This window comes from Streptomyces sp. NPDC001153 (assembly GCF_053598315.1).
Genome location: NZ_JBSFJZ010000003.1, coordinates 148,460 through 163,330, shown reverse-complemented (window position 1 = coordinate 163,330; position 14,871 = coordinate 148,460). Strand labels below are relative to the sequence as shown.

Sequence of the window (14,871 nt, the reverse complement as noted above, 5' to 3'; positions counted from 1 at the left end):
GTAGGGGCTGCGCGAGGGCCGCCCCCGACGGGCGTTGCACGCCACTCACGTGCGTTGCAGCCCTCTCACGCGCCGTCGATACGGTCGAGCAGCGCCCGGGCCTCGACGGTGCGGTGATGGTCCGGGCCGAACGCGGCCCGGCAGGCGTCGTGGGCGGCCATGGTTCGAGTACGGGCCTCGGCGGCGCGGCCCAGCCCCAAAAGGGCGGTGGCGACGGCCAGTTCGACGGCTCCGGTCTCCGCGCGGGAGAGGTCCTCGGGCGTTTTCCGGCGCACTGCCTCGGCGCGATCGGCCTCGGCAAGAGCCTCTGCGTGGCGGCCCTGACCGTTGAGGGCGCGGGTCAGGCCGAGTTGCAGCACCAGGGTCAGCCGGCTCGGTGCGGGATGGGCGGCGAGAGTCCCGCGGGCGAGCGCCTCGGCCTCCTCGTGTCGGCCCTGCTTGTTGAGGGCGAAGATCAGTCCGTTGCGGGCGGCCCCCGCTGTGTAGTGCATCAGCGACCCCGCACCACGGTCGGCGATCCGGGCGACGGCCGCGCATTCCGCCTCGCATTCGGCATACCGGTCGATTCCGACCAGCGTCTGCGCGCGGTCCGAGCGGAGTTTGAGCGTCTGCGGATGTTCGGCGCCGAACGTCCTGCCGAACACCGGCAGCAGTTCGTCGTAGACGGCAAGTGCCTCGGCATGGCGGCCCTGGGCGCACATCGCGAGCGCGGCGACGCTCAGGGCCAGCAGTGCGTGGGAATCGAGGCGCAGCGCCGACCGGGCCTCGGCCACGGCGCGGGCCTCGGCCTCCGCCTCGGCGTAACGCCCGTTCATGTACAGGCTCATGGCCTGGGCCAGCGGTGATGCCGCGGTCGTTCCCGCATCGTTTCGGCCACGCGACCGGAAGAACTTCATGCCGGGAGCATACGGATGCCGCACACACGGTCGTGAGGGTGGCGGGTCGCTCGACGGGTCAGGCGCGCAGGCCTTGGACCAGGAGCCCCACCAGCCGGCGCGCGTCGTACCGGGGATCGCTCTCCGCGCCGATGCAGAGGTTCCCGACACCCCGCATGAGCTCGTAGGCCTGCAGGTCGGAGCGGATTTCACCGGCGGCGGCCGCGGCTTGCAGCAACTCGGTGCAGACGGGGACGAGCCGGTCGAGGAAGTAGGCGTGCAGCGTGTCGAAACCGGCGTTGTCGGGCTTCAGTACGGCGGCGAGGCCATGCTTGGTGACCAGGAAATCGACGAAGAGACCGATCCACTGCCCGAGTGCGGCATGGGCGGTGGCGCTTGTCTCCAGCAGCGTCGGACCGGCCTCGGCCAGGCTCTCCACTTGGTGCCGGTAGACGGCGATGATGAGGTCCGCACGCGTCGGGAAGTGGCGGTAGATCGTTCCCACCCCGACCCCGGCCCGGGCCGCGATGTCCCGTACCGGCGCTTCCACACCCGACGTGACGAAGACCGCCGCGGCCGCGTCGAGCAGCGTCTCCTTGTTGCGCCGGGCGTCGCTCCTCCCGGACCGGGCAGCGTGCCCCGTCCTCTCGTCGCGGTCGGTCACAGCGCCGCTCCCTTCACAGCCGTGCTTGCTAAACGGAACAGTGTTCCGTATTGTCATTACCGGAACGACGTTCCGCTTACTTATGGTGTCAGAGCGTCGGCCGACGGCCAAGGCGGGCCCGCCATGGCCGGCTGTGCCGCAGCCGCGACGTTCCCGCTGCCGCTCCCTGATCGGTTCCGCGACACACCCCTTCTCGTCATCGGTTTCCACGACGCTTCCCCCTCGCAGTGAGGAGACAGCTCATGCAGTACCGCACCTTGGGCCGCACCGGCGTGCAGGTCAGCTCCCTCGCGCTCGGCGCGATGAACTTCGGCAGGATCGGACGCACCACCCAGGACGAGGCCACCGCCCTCGTCGACGCCGCTCTCGAAGGCGGTATCAACCTCATCGACACCGCCGACATCTACGGCGACGGTGAGTCGGAGGAGATGGTCGGCAAGGCCGTAGCGGGCCGCCGTGACGACATCGTGCTGGCGACGAAGGCCGCCCTGCCCATGGGCGACGAACGCAACCACCGGGGCGGTTCGCGCCGTTGGCTGGTCACCGCGCTGGACAACAGCCTGCGCCGACTCGGTGTCGACCACGTCGACCTCTACCAGATCCACCGGTGGGACCCGGACACCAGCGACGAGGAGACCCTGTCGGCGCTGACCGACCTGCAACGTGCGGGAAAAATACGCTACTTCGGCTCCTCGACCTTCCCGGCGCACCGCATCGTCCAGGCCCAGTGGGCCGCCCGCGAACACCACCTGAGCCGTTACGTCACCGAACAGCCCAGCTATTCCGTCTTGCAGCGCGGGATCGAGAGCCATGTGCTGCCCGTGGCCGAGGAGTACGGGCTCGGTGTGCTGGTGTGGAGCCCGCTGGCCTCGGGCTGGCTGTCGGGCGCGGTCCGCGCGGGCCGGGACATCACCACCAACCGCTCGGCGCTCATGCCGCAACGCTTCGACATCGGCGTCCCCGCCAACCGGTCCAGGCTCGAAGCCGTCGAGCGGCTGGCCCGGGTCGCCGACGAGGCCGGTCTCACGCTGATCCAGCTCGCGCTCGGTTTCGTGACCGCCCATCCCGCGGTGACCAGCGCGCTCATCGGCCCCCGCACGCCGGACCACCTGCACGCGCAACTCGCGGCCGCCGACACCGTGCTGTCCGCCGACGTACTCGACGCCATCGACGCGATCGTGGAGCCCGGTCTCGACCTTGCCCCCGAGGAGAAACACGACACCCCGCCCGCGCTGCTCGACCCGGCACTTCGGCGCCGGTGACCGCCGTGTCCGCCACGGGCCTGCCCCGGCCCACCAACTAGCGCGTGCCGAAAGGACCACCAGCTCATGCCGCACACATCCCGGCCTCGCTTCGGCATCATGACCGCCCCCTCGCAGGTCGACTACCACGACGTTCTGCGGGTCTGGCGCGAGGCGGACGCGATCCCGGAGATCGAGCACGCCTGGTTGTTCGATCACCTCATGCCGATCTTCGGCGACCCCGACGGCCCGACGTACGAGGGCTGGACACTGCTCTCGGCCCTCGCCGCCCACACTCGGCGCCTGCGCATCGGCGTGCTCGTGACCAGTAACCGGTTCCGGCCGCCCGCGATGCTCGCCAAGATCGCGACAACCGTCGACATCGTCTCCGGCGGACGGCTCGACTTCGGCATCGGCGTCGGCTCCCGGCCCGGCCATCCCCTGGCCCGGCGCGAGTACGAGGCACACGGCCTGCCCTTCCACGACTCCGCGCACGCCGTGGCGAGCCTCGCCGAAGCCTGCACGGTGATCCGGCGGTTGTGGACGGAGGCCCAGCCCTTCGACTTCCACGGCACCCACCACCGTCTCACCGGAGCCTTCGGCAACCCCAAACCCGTCCAGCGCCCCCACCCGCCGATCCTCATCGGCGGCCGCTCGTCCGCGACGCTGCGCGTGGTCGCCGAGCACGCCGACCTGTGGAACATCCCCGGCGGCGACATCGTTGACGTCGTCGCCCGCAGCCGGCTCCTGGACCGCTACTGCGCCGAGATCGGCCGTGACCCCGCCTCGGTCACCCGCTCGATCCACCTGCCCGTGTCGTACGACCGGCCCGGCAGCACCCGGGAGGCGATCGGCGAGGCGATCGACGCCGGTTTCCGGCACCTCGTGCTCGGACTGCCGTCGCCGTACCCCGACGGGGTCGCCCAGTGGGTCGCCGACGAGCTCGCCGGCCCGTCGGCGTGAGCCGAGACGGCCCGGCGGCGCCTGCCGGCCCGGCGGGCGTATGATCACCGGCAAGGCGGGGTCGTAGCACAGAGGTAGTGCGCCGCGACATCATCTCGGAGGACGTCGGTTCGAATCCGACCGCCCCGCCCCCTCGGAACCACTTCCAGGTCCCGCCTCCCCGGACGTCCGCGTCAGGCCCCGGCGCATCACACCCTCCGATGCGCGTGCAGCAGGTATTCCTCGCGGTGCAGGGGGTTGTGGTCGGTGCGCCTGCGGGTTCGCGGAGCCGTGGCCGGACGGTGGTGGTCGAAGGCCGTCTCCAGGACGCCCTCGCCGCCGGTGAGTTCGGGCAACTCGGCCTCCAGACCGTGCACCTGGTCCGCGGGCACATGGCCCGCGACGACGTACGCGTCCCCGAGCGCCACGGGCGGGTCGGCGAGGGCCCGGCGGCGGGCCAGGGCCAGTGCCACGGACGCGTGGGCGTCCTGCGGGAACTCCAGGCGGAAGCGGTGCATGGGCTCGTGTACGACTGTCCCGGCCCGGCGCAGCGCCGTCATGAGGACCAGCGGGGTCAGGCCGCGGAACGCGCCGGCGGTGCTGCGGATGCTGCAGAAGCCCGAGTGGGTCATCGTCACGACGCAGTCGGGCACCTGCCAGCCGTACAGCCCCTGCCGCAGCGTGGTGTGGACCGTCTCCTCCACGGCGCGCATGTAGCCCAGCGGGAGCGAGCCGAGCTCGACTTCCCGGCGGAAGACGACCCCGCCGTCGACGTCGCCCGGCTCCACACGCAGCCCCACGGTGGCCAGGAACGGGTTCCCGTCGTGGTCGAGGATCTCGTACGCCGCTCCGGTCCCGGTGACACGCTCCACGCAGATCGGGGTGGTCTCCCGGAACGCGACCGCGAGCCCGTACTCCTCGGCCAGAGTGGTGGCGAGGACCTCCTTCTGCACCTCGCCGTACAGGGAGACGGACAGATCCTGGCCCTCCGGGTCCCGGCGCAGCCCGATCAGCGGGTCCTGCTCGGCGAGTTGGGTCAGGGCGAGGTGCAGGGTGCCCTTGTCGCCCGGATCGGCGGGCACCACGACCGTCTCCAGCGAAGGCGGTGCGAAGACGTGCTGGTACGGGCGGTCGTCCGGCTCCCGCCCGATCTCGTCCCCGATCCGGACGTCGGCGAGACCGCGCAGCATCGCGATCTGACCGGCTCGTACCGACACCCGGCGCTCCACCGCACCCCGGTCGAAGACGGCCAGGTCCGTGACCCTGCCCTCGCCCGCCGCGACCGGGACGCGCTCGCGGGCCCTGAGTTCGCCGGAGAACAGCCGGGCGTACGCGATCTTCTCGCCGCTCGCGCCGCGTTCCACCTTGAACACCCGCCCCGACAGCGGACCTTCGGCATCGCCGCACCCGGCGGGCAGGAATTCCCTCACGCCCTCGATGAGGTCGGCGATTCCCGTGCCCGTGATCGCCGAGCCGACATAGACCGGATGGATCTGCCCAGCGCGGGTCTGCGCGGCGAGCACGGCACGCAGCCGCTCGTACGTGACGGAGCGCGCGTTAGTGACGTATGCGCCGAGCAGGGTGTCGTCGTGGAGGGTGAGCGCGTCCAGGAGGCGCTGGGTGAAGGTGGTGTCCTCCGGAGTGAAGGGTTCGGCCCGTGCCTCGGCTGTGCCGATGTCGCCGACGATCCGCCCCATGGGGATCACGGGTACGGCGAGCCTGCCCTCGATGTCGCGCAGAACGCGGCCGTCGTCGGCGCCGCGCCGGTCGGCCTTGTTGATGAACAGCAGTGTGGGGATGCCGAGCCGCTTCAGTGTCCGCATCAGCACGCGGGTCTGCGGCTGCACACCCTCCACGGCGGAGACGACGAGCACCGCGCCGTCCAGGACACCGAGGACGCGTTCGACCTCGGCGATGAAGTCCGGGTGCCCAGGGGTGTCGACCAGGTTCACCGAGACGGCCGAAGCTCCGCTGCCGAGCACGAAGTTGGCGACCGCCGTCTTGATGGTGATGCCACGACGGCGTTCCAGCTCCAGGCTGTCGGTCCGGGTGCTGCCCGCGTCGACGCTGCCGATCTCGTCGATGACCCCGGCCGCGTACAGCAGCCGCTCGGTCAGGCTCGTCTTACCGGCGTCGACATGTGCCAGGATCCCCAGGTTCAGGGTGCGAGAGGTGGTGCGCACAGAGTGTCATGTCCTTCAGGTTGATGGTCATTCCTTTCGTGTGGGACATGAACAGTCGGCGCATCGGTCGGCTCCTTCGTCACAGGGGACTGCTTCTGCAAGCCTGACACATCGGACATCGGGCGGCGAGGGAATTTCGGCCCGGCCCGACGGGACACTCACCGACCGTGACGCCGGAGCGGTGACGGAACGCGGCCGTGCCCGGGGCGCGGGTTGCCGTCGATCGTCTCCAGCAGCGGGGCGATCAGGGGATTGCGGTCGTCCACGCGCCATGCGACGGCGACCCGCGTCCGAGCCGCCCCGGGGACGATCCGGCGGAAGGCCACGCCCTTGAGCCGGATGCGCCGGATGCTCCCCGGCGCCACGGACACCCCCAGCCCCGTCTCCACCAGGGCACACACCGTCTGCCACTCCACCGCGTGCTGCGAGATCCGGGGCGTGAACCCCGCCGCCTCGCACAGGCCGGTGATCCGGTCGTACAACTGTGGGCCTACGTCACGCGGCAGCAGGACGAACGGCTCGTCCGCCAACTGCGCGAGCGGTACCGTCCGTTGGGCGGCCAGTGGGTGGGCGGCCGGCAGCACGGCCACGAACGGCTCGCTGAGTACGGTCCGGAAACCGAGCTCGGACACATCGGCCGGGGGTTCCCGGAGCAGGCCGATGTCGATGGTCCTGTCGCGCAGGGCGTCGAGCTGCGGAGCCGTGGTCATCTCGCGGATGTCGAGATGTGCGTCGGGATACCGTCGGCGGAAGTCGCGCAGCAGGCCCGGCAGGACGGTCAGGGCCAGTGAGGCGGCGAAGCCGATCCGCAACCGCCCGGACCGGCCGCTGCCCACGGCCCGCGCCGCGGCCAGTCCGTCGGCCAGCCCGGCCAGGGCCTGCCGGGCGGCCGGCAGCAGCGCACCGCCGGCCGGGGTGAGCCGCACACGCCCCGGCTCACGGTCGAAGAGCGCGTACCCGACCCTCTCCTCCAGCCGGCGGATCTGCTGGCTCAACGGCGGCTGGGCGATGCCCAGACGGGCGGCGGCGCGGCCGAAGTGCAGTTCCTCGGCGAGCACGACGAAGGCGTGCAGCTGCGGCAGCGGGAGTTCGGGACGATCCATATCCCCAGAGATGTCAGCTCATCCCGAGATCCGTATTAGACGTATCGGCACAGGTCACCTAGCGTTCCGGGCATGACAGAGCGACGCGCCATCCTCAGCGGCTCGGCCTTCGAGGAGCAGATCGGTTACGCCCGTGCCGTCGTCGACGGCGACTGGGTGCATGTGTCCGGGACCACCGGGTTCGACTACACCACCATGACGATCTCGGACGACGTCGTGGAGCAGGCCGAGCAGTGCCTGCGCAACATCGAGGCCGCGCTCACCGAGGCGAAGTGCACCTTCGCCGACGTGGTGCGGGTGCGCTATCTGCTGCCGGACCGCGCGGACTTCGAGCCCTGCTGGCCGGTACTGCGCCGCTGCTTCGGCGCCGTCCGCCCGGCCGCCACCATGCTGGAGTGCGGCCTCGCCGACCCTCGTATGAAGATCGAGATCGAGGTGGACGCCCGCCGCCACGCGGGGCAGTAGCCGGGGGCCGGCCACGTCCAGGACCTCACACCGGGCCCGGGCCGGGGCCGGTCCTGCGGGCCTCCGGGACGCCGCGGCGCGACGCGGCCGGCCCGGCGAGCGAACCGCTCACCCCGACGACGACATGTCCGGCAGGCGGGCCACTCGTGTTTTCCTGTGGCTGTGGTGCCACGTCACCCAGGTCAGGAAGGTGCGCGCTTCTCGGGGCGCAGGAACGCGCTCCACCCGCCCTCCGGCTTCTCGCCGACCTCGAGGCTGCGCAGCTTCACGAGGATCTCGGGGTCCTGGGCGTCGAGCCAGTCGACGAACTGCCGGAAGGAGACCAGACGCACGTCCTCCCGGCCGGCGATCTGCCGGAGCGCCTCCTCGGCCGCGTCCATGTAGATGCCGCCGTTCCACTGCTCGAAGTGGTTGCCGATGAACAGGGGCGCCCGGTTGGTCTCGTACGCCCGCTGGAACCCGGCCAGGTACGCCTGTGTCGCCTGGGCGCGCCAGTAGGGGTAGTTGTAGGAAGGCGCGCGTGTCGTGGTCTTGGACTGGTTCGCCAGCATGTTGTAGTCCATGGACAGCACCTCGAACGTGTGCCCGGGAAAGGGGATGCTCTGCAGCGGCAGGTCCCACACGCCGCCCCGCCTCCGCGGCCAGCGTTGCAGCCCGCCCGGTGAGGAGGCGTCGTAACGCCATCCGAGCTCACGGGCGACCGGCAGCAGGTTCTCCTGCCCGAGCAGACAGGGGGTGCGGCCGCCCACGAGTTCCTTGTCGTAGTCGAAGGGGAGCGACGGTTCGTCGTGCCAACCGGTGTGCGTACGCCACGACCTGACGAAGGACCTCGCCTGCTCGATCTCGGAACGCCACTGTGCGTACGTCCAGTTGGCCACCGATCCGGGGCCGGCGCAGAAGTGGCCGTTGAAGTGGGTGCCGATCTCGTGGCCGTCCAGCCAGGCCTGACGGACGTACTTCAGCGTGGCCTTGAGGTGTCCGTCGGTGAGGTAGCCGATGTCCGAGGCGCCGAGCGGGTTGTTCGGGGGGTCGTAGAGCCGTTTCCTGTCCTCCGGCAGGAGGTAGAGGCCGGACAGGAAGAAGGTCATCTGCGCGCCGTGGGCGCGGGCGAGCTCCAGGAAGCGGGGGAACAGGCCGGTGCCCAGCTCCCCGGCGCCGTCCCAGGAGAACACCACGAACTGCGGCGGCGTCTGACCCGGTTCGAGGGCCAGGGGCGACGCCGGCTGGTGCGGCTGGCGGCCGGTGTACGACGTCGAGCCGTCCCCGATCGGCCGGTACACCCTCTCCTCGTCCGGGCTTCCGGGAGAGCCGCTCCATCCGCGCCCGCCACCGCATGCGGCGAACGACACGGCAGCCACACCGACGCCCGCGCCGAGACCGAGGCGTGCCACACTCCGGCGGCTGATCCCGCTCATGGCCACCATCCCAACCCGCGCCCTGGCGCGACGCGTTGTGCGCACCCTCAGCCGAAACTCCCGTTTCCTCGCACCATAGGGGAGATAAATATACAAACTGGTTAATCGGGTGCGGTGTGGCGCGCAAAGGAGCCACCAGGTGTCGCTCAGCTCACCCATACGGCGGTCCTGCGGGGCCTCGGCCGGAGCGCTGCCGAAGCATGGCCAGACGTCGTGACTCGGCGACTCGGCGGTGCCGTCCAGCCATGTCTCCGCCGCTCACGGGTCGAGCTCGCCGGAATCACCGCATGGGCGGAGCGATCAGCGGAAAGCTGTCACGTTGCGTGCCGCCCAGGCGGAGAAGGGGGCCGCGGGGCGGCCGAGCAGGCGCGCCACATCGGCGCCGACGGCCTGCTCCTCCGGGGTGGGGGAGCCCAGGACGGCGAGCGTGCCCTCGGCGACGGCGGGCGGCATGAACCGCACCATCTGCGCGTGCGCGTCCTCGCGGCTCTGCTCCACGAACGTCACCGGCTCTCCGAGCGCGGCGGCGATCGCCGCCGCACGCTGTCGTGGAGTGGTGGGCTCCGGGCCGGTCAGCGTGTACGTGACGCCGTCGTGTCCGTCCTCGCGCAGTACGGCCGCCGCCACCGCGGCGACGTCGTCCGGATCGACGAACGGCAGTGCCACATCGGCGAACGGCGCCGCCGCGATGCGGTATCGGCGGACCGGCTCGGCCCAGGCCAGCGCGTTCGAGGCCAGCCCGCCCGGGCGCAGCACGGTGAACGGCAGCCCTGACTCGGCCACCGCCGCCTCGAAGCGTGCCGCGTGCGCGTACGTGTCCGGCCGGGTGCCCGCGCCCTGCGAGGACAGCAGCACCACCTTCCCCACCCCGGCCGCGGCGGCCCGGCGCAGGATGCCGGCCGGATCCTCTCCGGCCACGAGGAGGAACAGTGCCTTGGCGCCCTCCAGTGCGGGGGTGAGGCTCTGCGGCTCCCCGAGATCGGCGGCGACGGCCCGCACTCCCGGCGGCACGTCCTCCACGCCGATGTGCCGGGCGACGGCCGTCACCGTCTCCCCGGCCCGGATCAACTCCGCGACCAGGGTCCGTCCGACGTTCCCCGTGGCACCCGTGACAGCGATCATGGCGACTCCTCAACTTAGTTAGTTGACTGACTAAGTCGAGACCATAGCCCGCGGCGCGGCCGTTGTCTATCCTCAGTCAGGTGACTGACTCAGATTCCGCCGCCGCGGCCCGAACCGCGCGGTCCAGCCGATCGGGCCGGGGTGGCAAACGCGAACGCCTGGTCAAGGCGGCCGTCCAGGTCTTCCACGAGCAGGGTGTGGAGAAGACCACCCTCGGCGACATCGCCCGTACGGCCGAGGTGCCGCTCGGCAACGTCTACTACTACTTCAAGACCAAGGACCAGCTGGTCGAAGCCGCGGTGGACGCCCACTGCGAGCAACTGGACGCGCTCACGGCCCGGTTGGACGCCCTCTCGGATCCGGCCGCCCGGCTGAAGGCCCTCGTCACCGGCTGGGTCGACCAGCGCGAGACCGCGGCCCGCTTCGGCTGTCCCTTCGGCACCCTCGCCACCGAGCTCGACAAGCGTGACGACGGTCTGGACCAGGCCGCCGCGAAGGTCATGCGGGCCCTGCTCGACTGGGTCGAGTCGCAGTTCGCCCAGCTGGGCCGGGACGATGCCGCCGCCCTTGCCGTCGAACTCGTCGCGGCCTACCAGGGCATGTCCGTCCTCACCAACACCCTGCGCGACCCCGGCCTGATGGCCACCCAGGGCGAACGCCTCCACCTGTGGATCGACGGGATCGCCGATCGGTAGGTGGTGCCGGCCGGCGCATCGGTCAGGCACCGGATGCGGCTCAGGTCGCCATATCCCGTTCTTCCACCGCGACCGGCACCACGGCGATGTGCTGGACGGCCCGGCTGAGCACCAGCACGCCCCCGACGATCAGCAGGGTGCCCGCGGCCTCCGGGAGCAGCCACCAGCCCGTGCGGATCCGCTCCCCGAACAGGGTCATGCCGAGCGTCAGACTCACCACGGCGTCGCCGATGGTCAGCGCCGGCTGCGCCGCGGCCAGCGGACCGGCCTGGAGGGCGTTCTCCAGCAGGATCACGGCCCCGACACCGGCGAGCGCGAAGCCGTACGTCTGCCAGGAGCGCAGGAACGCCGCGAAACCGTGGTCGGCGAAGGTGCCGCTGGCCGACTTCAGCAGGGCGGCCGTCAGCGCGTTGCCCGTGGCGGCGGCCGCGGCCAGCAGCGCGGCGCGCCGGGCCGGCGGGCGGTCCCGGCCGGACAGCAGAACCGCCGCGGCCATCCCGCCGACGCACAGGCACAGCGCCGGGATCCAGCGGGTTAGCGGCGCGTGGTCGACGGCGCCGTGCGGGGCGGCGGCGACCAGCAGTACCGCGAGCCCCGCGACACAGGCGCCGACGCCCCACCAGCCCGAGGGGGGCAGCCGTCTGTGCATCAGCGGGGCGGCGACGAGCAGGGCGAAGGGCAGCTCGAGGACGAAGAGCGGCTGGACCAGCGAGAGCGGGCCGTTGACCAGGGCCAGGCTCTGGAACAGCGCGGCGCAGACCACACCGCACATGCCCACCACCCAGAAGGGCCGGCGCACCAGCTCCGCGAGCAGCCGGATCCCGCCGCGGCTGCTCGCCGACGCGGCCTTGCGCTGGAAGGCGGTGCCCACGGCGTTGCTCGCCGCGCCCGCGACGGCGAACGCCGCGGCCAGTTCGATCACGACCGTCTCCTGCCTTCGGGAGACCTCCCGGAGGAGCTTCGGTCTCTCCAGCCTACGGAAGGCGGCGGCCGGACGCCGGGTGACGGCCCCCCGCTGTCGGCAGGCCGATCACATGAGCGGGCCCCGCCCGGGCATCGCCGAGCGGGGCCCGTCGCAACGGTTGGTCAGCCCAGGGTGAGGTCGTCGGCGTAGACCGCGCCCTGGCCGTACCAGCCGTGGACGTACACCGTGACCGTGCCCGAGGTACCGGTCGTGAACGGGACCGTGAGCTTCGACCACGACGAGGAGGAGGTCCAGGTGCTGGCCGTGGCGCCTCCGCTGACGCCGAGGTAGGCGTACGGGCCCTGCACCCAGCCGCTCAGCGTGTAGGAGGTGTTGGGCTTCAGGGTCAGGGTCTGCGCGCACTGGCCGGTCCGGGAGGCGGAGGGCGCGGTCTTCAGCGCATGGGAGCCGCCGTGCACGGGGGAGGAGACGACCGCGGCCCCGGTGTCACAGGTCCACGGCGCGAGCGAGCCGCTCTCGAAGTCACCGTTGCCGAGGACCGTGGTGCCGCCGGACCCCTTGACCGTCAGGGTGAGCGTGGAGCTGTGCCGGGCCGAGCCCGCCGTGCCGGTGACGGTCAGGGTGTAGGTGCCGGGTGCCGTACCGGAACCGGTCTGCACGGTGAGCGTGGAGCTGCCGCCCGCGGTGACCGACGACGGGCTGAGGGAGGCGGTCACTCCGCCCGGCGCGCCGCTCACCGTCAGAGCGACCGTCTGCGCGCTGCCGGAGGTCACCGAGGTCTTGACCGTCGCGGTCGCGGTGCCGCCGGGGTCGACCGAGGCGGTGGCGGGGGAGAGGGACACGGAGAAGTCGTTCGCCGGCGGGGGCGTCGTACCGCCGCTGAAGGGCGCGAAGGTGTGCGTGAAGTACCAGGTGTCCTGGGCGATGCCGGAGCAGGTGTCGGAGGCGCCGGAGCCGGGGCAGCCGCCGTTGTCGCGCTGGAGGGCCCAGAAGGAGAGGGTGTTGATGCCCTTGGCGACCGCCCAGTCGTACACCGTGGGGGCGTCGGCGGTGGCGAAGGTCTCCGCCGGGCCGTAGTCGTCCACGCCGGGCATCTCGGTGACGCCGACCATGTTCCACAGCCGGCTGTCCGGCAGGTTCGGGTAGAGCTGGGCCAGTTGGTCGTGCAGTCCGCTCGCGGCGGTCTCGGTGTCGGTCGCCATGTGGTGGGTGGCGCCGTCGTAGTAGTCGAACGTCATGATGTTGACGACGTCGATCCTGGCGCCGGCGCTCTTCGCGCTGCGCAGCACGGCGAGGCCGCTGTCGGCGAGCCCGGTCGTCGTGGTCGGCAGGGTGTAGGAGAACTGCACCGAGCGGCCGTTCGCGGCGGCCCAGTCCTGGACCTTCTTGATGGCCTGGTTGCGGCGGTCGATGCCGGCGGTGTTCGTGAGCGAGTTGTCCTCGACGTCCATGTCGAGCCGGGAGACGTCGTAGGTGGTGATGATCTTCTCGTAGGCGGCGGCGATGGAGTCCACGTTCGTGCAGCTGTCGGCGATCTCGGTGCCGCCGTTGTCCGCCGCGTAGCCGCCGAGGGACGGGATCACGTCGCCGCCGCGCGAGCGGATGGTGGTGAAGTCGGCGCCGAAGACCGAGGAGTTGACGGGTGTGCTGGTGTTGCCGTTCCAGTACGGGGTGCAGGAGCCCTTCGTGTCGGCCTGCAGGAAGGCCATGGTCAGGTACTTGGCGCCGGAGGCCTGGGACAGCGCGGCGGGGCTGTCGCCGTTGTAGGCCTCGAAGTAGGGCGCGAAGACGTGCGTGGGCAGCGGGGTCGCCGCATGTGCGGTGCCCCCTGTCCCGAGGGCGAGTCCCGCGGAGGCGGCCAGGGTGGCCAGGCCCGCGAGCAGGGCGCGTACGGGTCTCGGACGTGTCATCGGGTACTCCCGGTTGGCGAACGACGCGGTGCGCCCCGGCCGGGGCTATTGGTCTAGGCCATGATTGGTCTGGACCAAACGTCGGTCAAGGTGCGGGAGTCGCCTTTTACACGTTCATGAGAGAGCCAAACCGCTTGATGTCGGGGGAAGTTGACGCAGTACGGGGAAGGCGGCCCGGCTTGTGACCAGGCCGCCTCGCGGCCCGTCCTGCCCTCCGCCGTGGCCGCTCAGTTGGCCCGGGTGCCACCTCCCCGGCGGATACGGCCCAGCAGGTCCCGGTGGTAGGCGGCGAGTTGCCCGGCCGGCACCGGGGCGGGGCTGCCGGCGAGGGTGTACCAGGTGTCGCTGCCGGAGTGCTGGATGGCGACGCGCGCGCTGTGGCCGTCGGACAGCAGGATGGTGGCCACGGTCAGATCGCCGGTGATGACGCCGACTTCCTCGGTCATCGCCCCGCCGGGGCCCGCGGTGACCCGGTCGACGTAACTGTTGATGCTCGGTGGGGTGTGCATGGGGCGCAGGCTTCCATCATCCCGGGCGGCGAGCCCCGCACCGCGCAGGTGTCGCCCGCGCGTGTCCCCGTGTTGGGCGTGTGATCGGCGCCGGCCGGCACCGGGGAGGGGCTCAGCCGAACAGCGGGAACCGGTCGGCCGCAGCGCCCAGCGTGGCGCGTTCGGCCTCGGTGAGCGCCGCCCGGCCGGTGCCCACGCGCGCGTAGTGCGCGTCGCTCCACTCCGGGAGCGCGGGCCGGCCGAGCAGACCGTCCAGGGTGGTACGCACCGCGGCCAGCCCCTCGGGCGCCGGTCCCGGAGCATGCGGGAGGTGGACGGTCAGATCCAGGTGGTGGACGGTCGCCTCCACCGCGAGGGTGCTCAGCAGATCCCCGGCCGTCAGCACGTGACCTTGGGTTCCGACATGCCGCGCGGGGTCGGCCGCCTCCGCCGCGTGCACGGCCGCCGCCAGCGTCTCCAGATACAGGCCCTGGAGCTGGCCGAAGTCGAGGAACATGCTCGCGTTCACCCGCACCCACCGCCGGCCGTTCGCCGCCCCCACGGTGTCCGGCCGCCAGTCCCGCCAGTACGTCACCGCGTCCCGGTCGGCCGGCTCCCGCGCCGGTGTGTGCAGGGCGACCAGAGCGCGCTGGGCGTCCGTCAGGCAGTGGAAGACGAGGTCGCGGACCGCCCAGCCGGTACAGCCGGTCGGCAGCCACGACTCCTCGTCACCCAGTCCCGCGACGGCCGCCGAGGCCGCCTCGTACGCCGCGCGCAGCGCCCGCGCGGGAGCGTCGGCATCCCCTGTGCTCATCCGTCCCCCTTGTCGTCCGCCGTACAGGG

14 protein-coding genes are annotated in these 14,871 nt (G+C 71.7%); 4 read left to right on the top strand and 10 right to left on the bottom strand.

Annotation, left to right across the window (positions count from 1 at the left end):
- Positions 1-65 precede the first annotated feature (65 nt).
- Both ACWDEN_RS04450 and ACWDEN_RS04445 read right to left on the bottom strand, forming a co-directional pair.
- Positions 66-815 (bottom strand): tetratricopeptide repeat protein, encoded by a 750-nt coding sequence (locus tag ACWDEN_RS04450; RefSeq protein WP_450857154.1) that lies wholly within the window; start codon positions 813-815, stop codon positions 66-68.
- 139 nt (positions 816-954) lie between these two features.
- Positions 955-1,539, bottom strand: a complete 585-nt coding sequence (locus ACWDEN_RS04445) for a TetR/AcrR family transcriptional regulator (protein ID WP_450857152.1) — start codon at positions 1,537-1,539, stop codon at positions 955-957.
- Between the two features lie 242 nt (positions 1,540-1,781).
- Here ACWDEN_RS04445 and ACWDEN_RS04440 point away from each other — a divergent pair, with 242 nt between their 5' ends.
- Complete coding sequence (locus ACWDEN_RS04440) at positions 1,782-2,801, top strand: aldo/keto reductase (protein WP_450857150.1); 1,020 nt, start codon at positions 1,782-1,784, stop codon at positions 2,799-2,801.
- Between the two features lie 66 nt (positions 2,802-2,867).
- Positions 2,868-3,743 (top strand): LLM class flavin-dependent oxidoreductase, encoded by an 876-nt coding sequence (locus ACWDEN_RS04435; RefSeq protein ID WP_351603822.1) that lies wholly within the window; start codon positions 2,868-2,870, stop codon positions 3,741-3,743.
- Between the two features lie 188 nt (positions 3,744-3,931).
- Here ACWDEN_RS04435 and ACWDEN_RS04430 read toward each other — a convergent pair whose 3' ends face one another.
- Entirely contained in the window at positions 3,932-5,905 is a 1,974-nt protein-coding gene (locus ACWDEN_RS04430; RefSeq protein WP_450857148.1) for a GTP-binding protein, read from the bottom strand.
- A 158-nt stretch (positions 5,906-6,063) separates the two neighbouring features.
- Complete coding sequence (locus tag ACWDEN_RS04425; protein WP_450857146.1) at positions 6,064-7,008, bottom strand: LysR family transcriptional regulator; 945 nt, start codon at positions 7,006-7,008, stop codon at positions 6,064-6,066.
- Between the two features lie 72 nt (positions 7,009-7,080).
- On the opposite strand from ACWDEN_RS04425, the gene ACWDEN_RS04420 reads away from it, so the two are divergent.
- Positions 7,081-7,473 carry a RidA family protein gene (locus ACWDEN_RS04420; RefSeq protein ID WP_351603827.1) on the top strand — a complete coding sequence of 131 codons (393 nt, stop codon included), beginning with the start codon at positions 7,081-7,083 and terminating at the stop codon, positions 7,471-7,473.
- A gap of 182 nt (positions 7,474-7,655) precedes the next feature.
- Here the strand turns inward: ACWDEN_RS04420 and ACWDEN_RS04415 are convergent, their stop codons facing one another.
- Positions 7,656-8,888 carry a hypothetical protein gene (locus ACWDEN_RS04415; protein ID WP_450857144.1) on the bottom strand — a complete coding sequence of 411 codons (1,233 nt, stop codon included), beginning with the start codon at positions 8,886-8,888 and terminating at the stop codon, positions 7,656-7,658.
- 300 nt (positions 8,889-9,188) lie between these two features.
- Positions 9,189-10,010 carry an SDR family oxidoreductase gene (locus ACWDEN_RS04410; RefSeq protein ID WP_351603831.1) on the bottom strand — a complete coding sequence of 274 codons (822 nt, stop codon included), beginning with the start codon at positions 10,008-10,010 and terminating at the stop codon, positions 9,189-9,191.
- Positions 10,011-10,090: 80 nt separating this feature from the next.
- Between ACWDEN_RS04410 and ACWDEN_RS04405 the strand changes: the two genes are divergently transcribed.
- A complete protein-coding gene (locus ACWDEN_RS04405) occupies positions 10,091-10,705 on the top strand; it encodes a TetR/AcrR family transcriptional regulator (RefSeq protein WP_450857141.1) in 615 nt (204 codons plus the stop codon).
- 40 nt (positions 10,706-10,745) lie between these two features.
- Here the strand turns inward: ACWDEN_RS04405 and ACWDEN_RS04400 are convergent, their stop codons facing one another.
- The 4 genes from ACWDEN_RS04400 to ACWDEN_RS04385 form a co-directional block, all read right to left on the bottom strand.
- A complete protein-coding gene (locus ACWDEN_RS04400) occupies positions 10,746-11,627 on the bottom strand; it encodes a DMT family transporter (RefSeq protein ID WP_351603833.1) in 882 nt (293 codons plus the stop codon).
- Between the two features lie 164 nt (positions 11,628-11,791).
- Complete coding sequence (locus ACWDEN_RS04395) at positions 11,792-13,540, bottom strand: carbohydrate binding domain-containing protein (RefSeq protein ID WP_450857139.1); 1,749 nt, start codon at positions 13,538-13,540, stop codon at positions 11,792-11,794.
- Between the two features lie 227 nt (positions 13,541-13,767).
- Positions 13,768-14,049, bottom strand: a complete 282-nt coding sequence (locus ACWDEN_RS04390) for a hypothetical protein (protein WP_351603837.1) — start codon at positions 14,047-14,049, stop codon at positions 13,768-13,770.
- Between the two features lie 112 nt (positions 14,050-14,161).
- On the bottom strand, positions 14,162-14,842 hold the full coding sequence (locus tag ACWDEN_RS04385) for a maleylpyruvate isomerase N-terminal domain-containing protein (RefSeq protein WP_450857136.1): 681 nt from the start codon (positions 14,840-14,842) through the stop codon (positions 14,162-14,164).
- Between the last annotated feature and the right edge of the window lie 29 nt (positions 14,843-14,871).

Bases quoted from the DNA above. Each gene is read 5' to 3' on its own strand.
- ACWDEN_RS04450 (WP_450857154.1), bottom strand. From the start codon at position 815: ATGAACGGGCGTTACGCCGAGGCGGAGGCCGAGGCCCGCGCCGTGGCC.
- ACWDEN_RS04440 (WP_450857150.1), top strand. From the start codon at position 1,782: ATGCAGTACCGCACCTTGGGCCGCACCGGCGTGCAGGTCAGCTCCCTC.
- ACWDEN_RS04435 (WP_351603822.1), top strand. From the start codon at position 2,868: ATGCCGCACACATCCCGGCCTCGCTTCGGCATCATGACCGCCCCCTCG.
- ACWDEN_RS04425 (WP_450857146.1), bottom strand. From the start codon at position 7,008: ATGGATCGTCCCGAACTCCCGCTGCCGCAGCTGCACGCCTTCGTCGTG.
- ACWDEN_RS04420 (WP_351603827.1), top strand. From the start codon at position 7,081: ATGACAGAGCGACGCGCCATCCTCAGCGGCTCGGCCTTCGAGGAGCAG.
- ACWDEN_RS04415 (WP_450857144.1), bottom strand. From the start codon at position 8,888: ATGAGCGGGATCAGCCGCCGGAGTGTGGCACGCCTCGGTCTCGGCGCG.
- ACWDEN_RS04410 (WP_351603831.1), bottom strand. From the start codon at position 10,010: ATGATCGCTGTCACGGGTGCCACGGGGAACGTCGGACGGACCCTGGTC.
- ACWDEN_RS04395 (WP_450857139.1), bottom strand. From the start codon at position 13,540: ATGACACGTCCGAGACCCGTACGCGCCCTGCTCGCGGGCCTGGCCACC.
- ACWDEN_RS04390 (WP_351603837.1), bottom strand. From the start codon at position 14,049: ATGCACACCCCACCGAGCATCAACAGTTACGTCGACCGGGTCACCGCG.
- ACWDEN_RS04385 (WP_450857136.1), bottom strand. From the start codon at position 14,842: ATGAGCACAGGGGATGCCGACGCTCCCGCGCGGGCGCTGCGCGCGGCG.